General features: G+C 71.8%; 2 protein-coding genes. Both read right to left on the bottom strand.

Annotated elements, in window-relative coordinates:
- The coding region (locus tag ABZ822_RS32410) for a beta-ketoacyl synthase N-terminal-like domain-containing protein (RefSeq protein WP_360862034.1) at nucleotides 1-638 on the bottom strand (638 nt) is incomplete at its 3' end.
- Between the two features lie 47 nt (nucleotides 639-685).
- Nucleotides 686-13975 (bottom strand): type I polyketide synthase, encoded by a 13290-nt coding sequence (locus ABZ822_RS32405; protein ID WP_360862032.1) that lies wholly within the window; start codon nucleotides 13973-13975, stop codon nucleotides 686-688.
- Nucleotides 13976-14077 lie beyond the last annotated feature (102 nt).

Raw genomic sequence — 14077 nt, 5'->3', positions numbered from 1 at the left:
AACGCCACCAACGACGACGAACACGCCGTGTCCACCGTCACCGCAGGACCCTCGAGCCCCAACACATACGACACACGACCCGACAACACCGACGCGGTGATCCCAGTGGTGAGCTGGCCGTCGGACTCCTCCGGCCTGCCGAGCATCAGCGCCAGGTAGTCCTGGCCGTTGGTCCCCGCGAACACGCCGGTGCGGCTGCCCCGCAGCGAACCCGGTTCGATCCCCGACCGCTCCAGCGCTTCCCATGAGGTCTCCAGCAGCAGCCGCTGCTGGGGGTCCATGGTCGTGGCTTCGCGGGGTGATATGTCGAAGAACGTGGAGTCGAACAGCGACGCGTCGTAGAGGAAGGCTCCCTGGCGGGCGTACGTGGTCCCGGTACCGCCCGCCGGATCGAAGACGCCGTCGAGGTCCCAGCCCCGGTCGGCCGGGAAGTCCGCGACGGTGTCGCGCCCTTCGGCGAGCAGCCGCCAGAACTCCTCGGGCGTGTCGGCTCCTCCGGGGAAACGGCAACCGATGCCGACGATCGCGACGGGCTCCTGACGGCTCGTCTCGACATCATGAAGACGCTTACGGGTCTGGCGAAGGTCGGCCGTCACCCTTTTCAGGTATTCCCGCAGCTTCTCTTCATTGCTCGCCATCGTGCCCTACTTCCTCGCAGAAACCGTGAATCGCCGGATCCGGGTGGTCAGGAGATCCCGAATTCCTTGTCGATCAGGTCGAACATCTCGTCGTCCGTCGCTCCGTCCAGTTCCACACCCGCGTCCTCCGTCTCCTCGGTGGCGTCGCCGGTCCACATCGCCAGCAGTCCGCGCAGCTTCGTCGTGATCTCCAGATGGGTGTCGCCTCCGACTCCGCCTTCCGCCGCGAGAGCGAGGGCGAGCCGGTCGATCTCGCCGACGACACCGGTCCCCCCTGCCGGGCCGTCGGCGGGGGCGGCCAGTTCGCCGTCCAGGTACGTGGCGACGTCGATCGGTGCGGGGTAGTCGAACACCAGCGTCGCGGGCAGCCGCAGCCCGGTGGCCGCGCCGAGCCGGTTGCGCAGCTCCACGGCGGTCAGCGAGTCGAACCCCGTCTCCCGGAACGCGCGGGCCGCGTCCACGGCGTCGGCCCTGGCGTGCCCCAGAACCACGGCGGTCTGCTCCCGCACCAACTCGACCAAGGCTGTGGACCGTTCGTCCGCGCCCAGTCCCGCCAGCCGCTGGCGCAGGCCGTCGGCATCGGCGCCGGACGCGGCGTCCTCCAGCGCGGCGCCCGCCTCAGGCAGGTCCCCGAGCAGGACGGCCGCCCGGCCCGCGGTGAACGCGGGAGCGAAGCGCGACCAGTCGACCCGCGCCACCACGGCGGCCGGGTCGCCGCCGCCCGCGAGCCGCTCCATCGCCACCAGCGCCAGCTCGGGGTCGAGCCCGGTCAGTCCCCGGCGGCGCAGATACTCCTCGACGCTGCCGTCGGACGCCATGCCGTCCTCCGCCCAAGGGCCCCATGCCACGGAGGTGGCCGGGAGCCCTGCCGCCCTGCGGCGCTCGGCGAGGGTGTCCAAGTAGGCGTTGGCGGCCGCGTAGTTGCCCTGGCCCGGTGAGCCGATGGTGCCCGCGAACGACGAGAACAGCACGAACGCCGACAGCTCCCGGTCGCGGGTCAGCTCGTCGAGGTTTCGCGCGACGACCGCCTTGGCGCGCAGGGCGGCGGCGAAGCGTTCCGGCGTCAGCGCCTCCACGAGACCGTCGTCGAGCACACCCGCCGTGTGCACCACGGCGTCCACCGGGTGTTCGGCGAGCAGCGCCGCGAGCGCGTCCCGGTCCGCCGCGTCGCAGGCGGCCACGGTCACGCGCACGTCCAACGCGGCGAGTTCGTCCCGCAGTTGCGGTGCGCCCGGCGCTTCGAGCCCGCGCCTGCTGATGAGCACCAGGTGCTCGGCGCCCTGCGCGGCGGCCCACCGGGCCACCCGGGCGCCCAGCGCTCCCGTACCGCCGGTGATCAGAACGGTGCCCGACGGGCGCCATGCCGCGCCCAGGACGCCGGAGGCCAGCCGGCCGAGTCGCCGCCCGAACACGCCGGTCGTCCGGATCGCCGCCTGGTCCTCTCCCGAGCGCCCCGTCAGCACGCCGACGAGGCGTGTCACCGCGCGCCGGTCCACGACGCGGGGCAGGTCGACCAGACCGCCCCATCCGTCCGGGTACTCCAGCGCTGCCACCCGGCCCAGTCCCCACACCGCGCCCTGCGCCGGGTCGGGCGCCAGATCGGAACGGTTGACGGAGACCGCACCGCGGGTCAGTGCCCACAGCGGGGCGGCGATGCCGCTGTCGCCCAGCGCCTGGATGAGGACGGCCGTGGCTGCCGGGCCGGTCGGCACACTCTCACCGGTGTCGGTGTCAATGGGGTTCTCGGCGTCGTGGCTCTCGGCGTCGGTACGGGTGTCGGTGCTGGTGGCGTCCTCGGCGTCCCGCTCGGGCAGGGCCAGGAACGACAGGACTCCGGCCGCCTGCTCGTCGCCGGCCGCCGTTGCCAGGAGCCGGGCCAGCGCGGCCCGGTCGGTGCCGGGCTCGCAGACCACCGGCACCGGCTCGGCCCCATTAGCCGCGAGGCCGTCCAGTACGGCCTTGGTCCACGCGTCGTCCCGCAGTCCGGCAGGCAGCACAGCCAGCCAGCGGCCGGGCAGCGCCGTACCGGAGACCGATCCGAGCGGCTTCCAGCTCGTGCCGTACAGCCAGTCGTCCACCCGGGACTGCTCCTGCTGACCGCTCCACCACGAGGACAGCGCCGGCAGCAGCCCGTCCAGCGCATCCTGCGCCACGCCGAGCGAGTCGGCCAGCGCACGGGCGTCACCGCGCTCGACGGCCGTCCAGAACCGCGCGTCCGCGCCCTCGGAGCCGCCCGGGGCCGGCAGGCCGCCCAGCCGGGCCCCCTCCGGCCAGAAGCGCTCGTGCTCGAAGGCGTAGGTCGGCAGATCCACCACGGCCGCCCCGGTCGGGGCGAACACGGCGCGCCAGTCCACCCGCCCGCCGTGCAGATGCAGTTCGGCGGCTGCGGTGAGGAGAGCGGTCGCTTCGGGCCGGTCCTTGCGCAGGGTCGGGGTCAGCAGACGCCCCGAACCCTCGATGCTCCCCTGCGCGAGACCGGTCAGCGTGCCGTCCGCACCCAACTCCACGAACCGCGTGACCTGCTGCCCCTCCAAACACCGCACACCATCGGCGAACCGCACCGGCCGACGCACCTGATCCACCCAATACCCGGCCGACATCAACTCCGCAGCCGACGCCACCTCACCACTCACCGTCGAAACCACCGGCACCCGCGGCTCGGCATACACCACACCCTCAGCAACCCGCCGAAACTCCTCCAACACCGGCTCCATCAACGGCGAATGGAACGCATGACTCACCCGCAACACCGTCGACTTACGGCCCTGAGCACGGAAATGCCCCGCGACCTCCTCCACCGCATCCCGCTCACCCGACACCACCACCGACCGCGGCCCGTTCACCGCAGCAACACCCACCCGATCGCTCAGCAGCGGCAAGGTCTCCTCCTCCGACGCCTCCACCGCCACCATCGCCCCACCCACGGGCAACGCCTGCATCAAACGCCCCCGCGCCACAACCAACCGGCACGCATCCGCCAGCGACCACACACCCGCCACATGCGCAGCCGCGAACTCACCGATGGAATGCCCCATCAACACATCCGGCCGCACACCCCACGACTCCAACAACCGGAACAACGCCACCTCGAGCGCGAACAACGCAGGCTGCGCGAACTCCGTACGATCCAGCCGCTCCGCGTCCTCACCCAAGACCACCTCCCCCAGCGAGAACGGCAGTTCCGCGTCAACCGCGTCAAAGGCCTCGGCGAACGCCGGGAACGCCTCGTACAACTCCCGCCCCATGCCCACGCGCTGCGAACCCTGCCCCGCGAACAGGAAGGCCAGGCGTCGGCCCGAGCGGCCGGGGTCGCCGAGGAGGACGCCGGTGTCGCGCTCCCCCACCGCCACGGCGCGAAGGCCGCGCAGCAGTGCGGGACGGTCCTCGGCCAGGAGCACCGCGCGGTGTTCCATCCAAGGACGGAGGGTGGAGGAGAGTCCCACGTCGCTCAGCCGCAGTTCGGGGTCGGCGTCGAGGCGGGACCACAGCCGTTCGGCCTGGCCGCGCAGGGCGCCTTCGGACGCGGCGGATAGCGCGACCGGAGTGACCGGCAACTCGGGGCCTGCCGTGGCCGGTTCGGGAGTGTCGGCCGCGGGCGCGATGGGGGTGTCCGGAACCTCCTCGATGATGACGTGGGCGTTGGTGCCGCTGATGCCGAAGGACGACACGCCCGCGCGGCGCGGACGGTCATCCGGCCGCGGCCACTCCACGTTCTCCTTGAGCAGGGAGATCTCACCGGCCGACCAGTCGATGAACGGGGACGGCTCCTCGGCGTGGAGGGTGCGCGGCAGCACTCCCTGCCGCATCGCCATCACCATCTTGATCACACCGCCGACACCCGCCGCAGCCTGCGTATGACCCACATTCGACTTCAACGAGCCCAACCACAACGGCTGTTCACGATCCTGGCCATAGGTGGCCAACAACGCCTGCGCCTCGATCGGGTCACCCAGCGGTGTCCCTGTGCCATGTGCCTCCACCGCATCCACATCCGCGGGCTTCAACCCGGCCCCGGCCAGGGCCTGACGGATGACGCGCTCCTGTGAGGGGCCGTTCGGCGCCGTCAGACCGTTCGACGCACCGTCCTGATTCACCGCCGACCCGGCCACCACCGCCAGCACCCGATGCCCGTTGCGGCGCGCGTCCGACAGGCGCTCCAGCACCAGCATGCCGATGCCCTCGGCCCAGGCCGTGCCGTCGGCCCCGGCTCCGAAGGACCTGCAGCGCCCGTCCGCGGAAAGGCCGCGCTGATGGCTGAAGTCGACGAAGGTGTCCGGGGTGGACATCACCATGACGCCACCGGTGAGCGCCAGATCGCACTCCCCCGCCCGCAGCGACTGCGCGGCCACGTGCAGGGTGACCAGGGAGGAGGAGCAGGCGGTGTCGACCGTCATCGCCGGGCCTTCCAGGCCGAAGGTGTAGGCGATCCGGCCGGAGTGGACGCTGCTGGTGTTGCCTGTCAGCAGGTAGCCCTCGGAGTCGTGCGCTCCGGCGCGCAGGCAGGAGTTGTAGTCCTGGCCCATGACACCGGCGAACACCCCGGTGCGGCTGCCCTGCAGCGCAGTCGGGTCGATGCCCGCCCGTTCGAAGACCTCCCAGGACACCTCCAGGAGCAACCGCTGCTGTGGGTCCATCGCCAGCGCTTCACGCGGCGAGATCCCGAACAGCCCGGCGTCGAACGATGCCGCGTCGTACAGGAACCCGCCCTGGCGGACGTAGGTCTTGCCGAGTCGGCCGGGCTCGGGGTCGTACAACGCCTCCATGTCCCAGCCGCGGTCGGCGGGGAAGTCGCCTATGCCGTCCCCGCCCTCGCTGACCAGCCGCCAGAGGTCTTCGGGCGACTCGACGCCGCCGGGGAACCGGCAGGCCATGCCCACGATGACCACCGGGTCGTCGTCCACGCCCTTCCAGGCGGGCAGCGCCAGGCCGTGCGGGTCGGCGGCATCGCCGACGAGTCCGGTCAGCAGGTGCCGGGCGAGCGCGGTGGGCGACGGGTGGTCGAAGACCAGCGTGGCCGGCAGCCGCATCCCGGTGGCCGCGTTGACGCGGTTGCGCAGTTCCACCGAGGTCAGCGAGTCGAACCCGAGCGTCTTGAACGCCTGGTCGGCCTCGACGTCTCCGGCCGAGGCGTGGCCGAGAACCTGGGCCACGAGGCCGGCGACCAGGTCCAGCAGGAACGGTTCCCGCTCGGCGTCCGGGAGGGCGAGCAGACGGGCCCGCAGCTCGTCGCCGCCTCCACCGTGCCCTCCGCTGTGTGCGACACGCCGGGCCGGGCCGCGCACCACACCGCGCAGCAACGCGGGCAGCTCGGGAAGTTCACGCAGTGCCCCGAGATCGAGATCGACCGGCAGGAGGAGGGGCGGTTCTGCATACCGCAGTACGGCGTCGAGAACGGCGAGGCCACGGTCGACGGCGAGCGGCCGTACGCCGCCGCGCGCCATACGGCGCAGATCGCTCTCGGCGAGGTCGCCGGTCATGCCGGCGCCGGTCGCCCATGGGCCCCAGGCGAGGGAGACGGCGGGCAGGCCGAGGGACCGGCGGCGCAGGGCGACGGCGTCCAGATAAGCGTTGGCCGCCGCGTAGTTGGCCTGCCCGGCGCCGCCGAACGTGCCGGAGACCGAGGAGAACAGCACGAACGCGGCCAGGTCCAGATCGCGCGTGAGCGCGTCGAGATGATCGGCCGCGTCCACCTTGGGCCGCAGCACCGTACGCAGACGCTCCTCGGTCAGCGACGCCACCACACCGTCGTCGACCACGCCCGCCGTGTGGACGACTCCCGTCAGCGGCCGGTCGGCCGGAATCGCCGCCAGCAGGGCCTGCACCGCGGGCCGGTCGGCCACATCGCAGGCCGCGACGGTCACGTCGGCGCCCAGGCCGGTGAGTTCGGCGGTGAGTTCCGCCGCGCCCGGGGCGTCCGGTCCGCGACGACCGGCCAGGACGAGATGACGTACGCCGTGCTCGGTGACCAGGTGACGGGCGACGAGCGCGCCGAGTCCGCCGGTGCCGCCGGTGACGAGGACGGTACCGTCCTCGATCCGCACCGGGGGCGGCGCGCCATGCACGTCGGCGTCGGTGTCGGCGTGCGTGTCGGTGTCGGCGCCCGTGTCGGCGTGCATGTCGATGTCGGCGTCCGTGCCGGCGTCCGTGTCGGGATCGGGAGTCCGGTCGCCTTCGTCGGACCTTGCGATGGCCGTGCCCGCATCGGACGAGGGGGCGGAATCGGCCGGCGAACCGGCGATGGAGCCGTCCAAGGCCACCGGCGCGAGCCGGGGGACGAGCACCGTGGCTCCGCGGACCGCGAGTTCGGTCTCGGCGGCGGCGGTGTCCGGCCCAGCGAGCAGAGCGACCAGGGCGTCCCAGGCGTCCGGAGTGCCGTCCGTGTCGGCCAGCACGAAACGGCCGGGGTTCTCGGTCCGGGCCGAGCGCACCAGACCCCACAGGGCGGCAGCCGCGGGATCCGGCTCCTCTTCCGGCGTCACCGCCACCGCGCCCCGCGTCACGACGACCAGCCGTGCGTCCGAGAACTCCGCGGCCGCCAGCCAGTCCTGGACGAAAGCCAGTCCGGCAGCGGTGACGGCGTGCGCCGCGGCGGCCGACGCGGCGTGCGGCGCGTTCGGGGAGTGGCTCCAGGGGAGCAGCACGGTCTCGGGGGCGGCGTCGCCGTCGTGGACGGCCCGGGTCAGCTCGGACCAGGTGCGGCGGGGTACGGCAGCCGGTCCGGCGGTGGTGAATGCGGCACCGGGGACCTCACCGTCGAGCGGCGCTGCGGCGTCGTACGAGGTCACGCCGTCATACGAGGTCACCTCGTCGTGCGCGGTCACGTCGTCGTACGAGGTCGAGTGATCCGTCAGGACGACGACCCGGCTGTCCGCCCGCGAGGCCTCACCGTCGGGGGCCGCGGCGTCCGGAGCCCGTTCCGCGGCGGCGGATTTCGGCGGGGCCGAGGGCAGCAGCGTCGTCCAGTCGATCCGGTACGTCCCGGAAGGAGCGGCCGCTGCCGCGCCCGCCGCCAGTTCGGACGGCACCTCGCGCAGCGCCAGCGACTCGACGGAAGCCACGGCGCCGCCGGCGGGATCGGCCAGGTGCAGGGCCACCGCGTCGGCTCCCGCCGGTGCCACCCGCACCCGCAGGGCGCGTGCCCCCGACGCGTACAGCGCCAGCCCGTTCCAGGAGAACGGCACCCTCCCTGCGCCCTCTTCTCCCAGCGGGCCGAAGAGGACCGCGTGCAGGGCGGAGTCCAGCAGGGCGGGGTGCAGCCCGAACCGGCCGGCGAGCCCTTCCTGCTCCTCGGGCAGCACCACCTCGGCGAACACCTCGTCGCCACGCCGCCATGCCGCGCGCAGCCCCTGGAACACCGGCCCGTACGCCAGCCCTGCGGTCGCGAACCGGTCGTACACGTCGGCGACGGAGCAGGGCTCGGCGTCCTTCGGGGGCCATTCCGCCGGGACGGACGTCGTGCCGCCGGGCGTGTCCGTCGCCTCGTCCGGTGTCAGCAGGCCGCTCGCGTGCAGCGCCCACGGCGTGTCGTCCGAGGCGTCCTCCGCGCGTGAGTGCACCTCCACGGTGCGGCGTCCGGAGTCGTCGGCGACGCCCACGGTGACCTGTACGCGGACCGTGCCCAGCTCCGGCACGATGAGCGGGACCGCCATCGTCAAGTCCTCGACCCTGCCGCAACCCACCTCGTCGCCGGCGCGCAGCGCCAGCTCGGCGTAGCCCGTGCCGGGGAAGACCGCCGCGCCCAGTACGTTGTGATCCGCCAGCCAGGGGTGCGAACGCAGCGAGAGTCGTCCGGTCAACACCGTTCCGCCGCCCGCGAGTTGGACGGCCGCTCCGAGCAGCGGATGCTCGGCCGCACCGAGCCCTGCGGCGGCCAGGTCGCCGGGCCGCTGGGACGCGAGTGGCCAGTACCGCTTCCGCTGGAAGGCGTACGTCGGCAGCTCGACGGCGCGTGCGCCGCTCCCGGCGAAGACGGCGCGCCAGTCGACGTCCACGCCCCGGGTGAACAGCCCGGCGACCGCGCCGAGAAGCGACGGTGACTCGGGCCGGTGCTTGCGGAGAGCCGGTACGAGTACCGCTTCCTGGGAGTCGTCCAGGACCGCCTGGGTGAGGGCGGTGAGGGTGCCGTCGGGGCCGAGTTCGAGACAGCGGCCGACACCCATGCCCGCGAGCGTGCGCACGGCATCGCCGTAGCGGACGGTCCGGCGGACGTGCCGCACCCAGTACTCCGGCGACATCAACTCATCGGCGCTCGCGACCTCTCCGGTCACCGTGGAGACGAGGGCCAGTGCCGGGCGCTCGTACGTCAGGGTCTCCGCCACCTTGCGGAAGTCGGCCAGCATCGGCTCCATCAGCGGAGAGTGGAAGGCGTGGCTGACACGGAGGGCCGTCGTCCTGCGGTCCTCGGCGCGGAAGTGGGCGGCTGTCTCGTCGACGGTGCTCGACACGCCGGCGATGACCACGGAGTGCGGTCCGTTGACGGCCGCGATGCCGAGCTGGGCCTCGCGCCCCTCCAGCAGCGGAAGTACCTCCTCCTCGGACGCCTGGAGCGAGACCATCGCGCCGCCCTCGGGCAACTCCTGCATCAACCGGCCCCGGGCCACGACGAGGCGGCACGCGTCGGCCAGCGACCACACGCCGGCGACGTGCGCGGCGGCGATCTCACCGATGGAGTGACCGGCGAGCACATCGGGCCGAACGCCCCACGACTCCAGCAGCCGGAACAGCGCCACCTCGAGCGCGAACAACGCAGGCTGCGCGAACTCCGTACGATTCAGCCGCTCCGCGTCCTCGCCGAAGACCACCTCCCGCAGCGAGAACGGCAGTTCCGCGTCCACCGCGTCGAACGCCTCGGCGAAGACCGAGTAGGTCTCGTACAACTCCCGTCCCATGCCCAGCCGTTGCGCACCTTGACCGGCGAAGAGCAGGGCGGTTCGTCCGGCGCGCGTCTCCGCTTTCTGGACCATCCCGGGCGCGTCCGCCCCCTCTGCGAGCGCGCGGAGGCCCTGGAGCAGTTCGGCCCGATCGGCGGCGAGCAGCACGGCGCGGTGTTCCAGTACGGCCCGTGTCGTCACGGACGCCAGGCCCACGTCGGCCACCGGGACGCCGTCGCCGGACGTGCCCTCGAGCCAGTCCAGCAGGCGCCCGGCCTGATCGCGAACGGCCGGATCGCCGACACCCGACACCACGACGGGTACGAGGACGGGCCGCGACGGCGTGTCGTCTTCCGGTCCCGAGTGATCCGTCGGCGTGTCGGGGGCCTGTTGGAGGATGACGTGGGCGTTGGTGCCGCTGATCCCGAAGGACGACACGCCCGCGCGGCGCGGACGGTCATCCGGCCGCGGCCACTCCACGTTCTCCTTGAGCAGGGATATCTCACCGGCCGACCAGTCCACGTGCGAGGACGGCTCCTCAGCGTGGAGGGTGCGCGGCAGGATCCCCTGCCGCATGGCCATCACCATCTTGATCACACCGCCGACACCCGCAGCAGCCTGCGTATGACCGACGTTCGACTTCAACGACCCCAACCACAACGGCTGTTCACGATCCTGGCCATAGGTGGCCAACAACGCCTGCGCCTCGATCGGATCACCCAGCGGCGTACCCGTACCGTGCGCCTCCACCGCATCCACATCCGCAGGCTTGAGCCCGGCACCGGCCAGGGCCTGGCGGATCACCCGCTGCTGCGACGGACCGTTCGGCGCCGTCAGACCGTTCGACGCACCGTCCTGATTCACCGCCGACCCGGCCACCACCGCCAGCACCCGATGCCCGTTACGGCGCGCATCGGAAAGCCGCTCCACCAGCAGCAGACCCACACCCTCGGCCCACGCCGTACCGTCCGCACCGTCCGAGAACGCCTTGCACCGACCGTCCGACGCAAGACCCCGCTGCCGCGAGAACTCCACGAACATCTCCGGACCCGCCATGACCGTCACACCACCGGCCAACGCCAGATCACACTCACCCGCCCGCAACGCCTGCGCAGCCAGATGCAACGCCACCAACGACGACGAACACGCCGTGTCCACCGTCACCGCAGGACCCTCGAAACCGAACGTGTACGCAATACGACCCGACGCCACACTGCCCGTCGAACCGGTCAGCAGGTAGCCGTCCGAGTCGTGTTCGCCGGCCCGCATGCATGAGCCGTAGTCCTGTGTGATCGCGCCGGCGAAGACGCCGGTGCGGCTTCCGCGCAGGACTGACGGATCGATGCCCGCCCGCTCGAAGACCTCCCACGACGTCTCCAGCAGCAACCGCTGCTGCGGATCCATCGCCAACGCCTCACGCGGCGAGATCCCGAACAACCCCGCGTCGAACAACGCGGCTTCGTGAAGAAAGCCGCCCTCACGCACGTAAGTACGGCCGATCCGCCCCGGCTCAGGGTCATAGAGACCGTCCAGGTCCCAGCCGCGGTCGGTCGGGAAGCCACCGATCGCATCGCTCCCCTCACTGACCAGCCGCCACAGATCCTCAGGCGACTCGACACCACCCGGGAAACGGCACGCCATCCCCACGATCACCACCGGATCATCGCCCGCACTCACCACGGCGGGCAGAGCGGGCGCGGAGGAACCGGCCTCCTCCCCGTCGGACAGCTCCGCCAGCAGATGACGGGCCAGCACCGCGGGGGTGGGGCAGTCGAAGACCAGAGTCGCCGGGAGACGCATGCCGGTGGCGGCATTCATACGGTTGCGCAGCTCGACCGAAGTGAGCGAGTCAAAGCCGAGTGCCTTGAACGCCTGGTCCGCCTCCACATCGGTGGCGGACGTGTAGCCCAGGACGGATGCGACCTGTCCGCAGACGAGATCCAGCAGGAACTTCTCACGCCCGGCCGTGGGAAGCCCTCGGACGCGTTGGCGGAGTTCGGTCGCACCACCGGCCGACACCTGCGCCTCGACGGCCCGGCGCGCGGGGGCGCGAACGAGCGCGCGCAGCAGGCCGGGGACCTCGTGCCCACGCTTGCGGAGGGCGGCGATGTCGAGGTTGATCGGCAGAACGGCCGCTCGCTCCAGCGCCGAACCGATCTCCAGCGCGCCGTCGAACAGTTCCAGTCCTCGTTCCGGATCGAGCGGCTGCATGCCCTCGCGCGCCATGCGCCGCAGGTCCGCTTCGTTCAGGTCTGCGGTCATGCCGGCGCCGGGCGCCCATGGGCCCCAGGCAAGAGAGGTGGCGGGCAGGCCTGAGGAACGGCGGCTCGCGGCGAAGGCGTCCAGGAAGGCGTTGGCAGCCGCGTAGTTCGCCTGCCCCGCACTACCGAACGTCCCCGCGACGGAGGAGAAGACGACGAACGCCGACAGGTCGGCGCCACGCGTCAGCTCATGCAGATGCACCGCCGCGTCCGCCTTCGGCCCCATCACCCGGGACATGCGCTCCGGGGTCAGGGACGCCACCACGCCGTCGTCCAGAACACCGGCCGTGTGCACCACGGCCGTCAGCGGATGCTCACCCGGCACCGCGGCGAGTACGTCCGCCAGCGCCGCACGATCCGTGACATCCACGGCCGACACTTCTACACTCGCTCCTACGTCGGCCAGTTCGGCGACGAGTTCGTCCGCGCCCGGCGCCTCCGCACCGCGACGGCTGGCCAACACCAGGTGGCGTACGCCGTGTTCGGTGACGAGGTGCCGGGCCACGAGCGCGCCCAGGCCACCCGTGCCACCGGTGATCAGCACCGTGCCGTCCGGATCCAGCGGCGCCGGGACCGTGAGAACAACCTTGCCCACGTGCCGCGCCTGGGAGAGGTACCGGAACGCCTCCGGAGCGCGCCGTACGTCCCAGCACGTGACCGGATGAGGCCGCAGAACTCCCGCCTCGAACAGCGTGACCAGCTCGGCCAGCATCTGCCCGATCCGCTCCGGCTCCACGTCCATCAGGTCGAACGCCTGATACCTCACGCCTGAGTGCTCGGCAGCAACCGCGTCGGGGTCCCGGACATCGGTCTTGCCCATCTCCAGGAACCGGCCACCCCGCGGAAGCAGCCGCAACGACGCATCCACGAACTCCCCCGCGAGGGAGTCCAGCACCACATCCACACCACGACCACCGGTCGCAGCAAGGAACGCCGCCTCGAAGTCCGTGTCCCGCGACGAAGCGATATGCGCGTCATCCAAACCGAGGCCGCGCAGCGTGTCCCACTTCCCCACGCTCGCCGTACCGAACACCTCAGCACCCAGATGACGCGCCAACTGCGTCGCGGCCATACCCACACCACCGGCAGCCGCATGCACCAGCACCGACTCTCCCGACCGCACACCCGCCAATTCGGTGAGAGCGTGATACGCCGTCAGAAACACAATCGGCACCGACGCAGCCTCCGCGAACGACCACCCCGACGGAACCCGCACCACCGTCCGCGCATCCGCCACCGCAACCGGACCGAACGCACCCGAGAACATCCCGAACACCCGGTCACCCACAGCCAAATCCGCCACACCCGGACCGACCTCGGTCACCACACCCGAGCCCTCAAGACCGAAGTCCCTCGCATCACCGGGATACATCCCGAGCGCATTCAACACATCACGGAAATTGACACCCGCCGCCCGCACCCCGACACGCACCTGCCCCGGCGCCAACTCCGCGTCGGCTTCGGGGAAAGGAGCCAGCCCCAGCCCCTCCAACGTCCCCTTCTCACGAATGTCCAGCCGCCACGACGAACCCGCCGACTCCCCCACAGGCACAGCCAGTTCACCGGCCGAAGAGCACCGACCGAGCCGCGGAACGAAGGCGACACCACCCCGTACAGCACACTCCGCCTCACCCGAGGCGAGCACCCCCGCGACAACCGACCACGACTCCACCCCACCATCCACATCCACCAGCACGAACCGCCCCGGATGCTCCACCCCAGCCGCCCGCACCAGACCCCACACCGCAGCCAACGCCGGGTCGCAGGTCGGCCCGTCGGGCGTCACCGCGCCTTCGGTGACGATCACCAGGCGTGCGCCCTCGAACCGCTCCTCCGCAAGCCATGTCTGGATCAGATCGAGAGTCCGCGTGGTCACCGCATGGGCGGCCTCGGCGGGGTCGCCGTCCGTGGCTTCGACGCGTACGAGTACGTCGGACGGGACCGTCTCCCCCGGTCCCGGGAGGGCTGTGGCGGCCGCCACCAGATCCGGGCCCCCACTCGCGCCCGCGCCCGCACTCGCACCCGCACTCACGGGAAGCTTCGCCCAGTCGGTCTGGAAGAGGTGGTCGCGTCGGCGGCCGTCGCCACCCACCAGATCACCGGCAGCCTCCCGCAGCACCAGCGACTCCACCGAAGCCACCGGACCACCCACCGGATCCGCCAACTCCAACGCCACCGCATCCGCACCCACCGGCACCAACCGCACACGCAAACCACGCGCACCCGACGCCCACAACGACACCCCACCAAAGGAGAACGGCAACCGCCCACGCCCCTCCCCCACCACAGAGAACATCACCGCATGCAA

The organism is Streptomyces sp. NPDC047108 (assembly GCF_040643575.1).
In the GTDB taxonomy this organism is placed as follows: domain Bacteria; phylum Actinomycetota; class Actinomycetes; order Streptomycetales; family Streptomycetaceae; genus Streptomyces.
The sequence above is the reverse complement of the archived record's forward strand: the minus strand, read 5'-3'. Positions and strand labels throughout refer to the sequence as shown.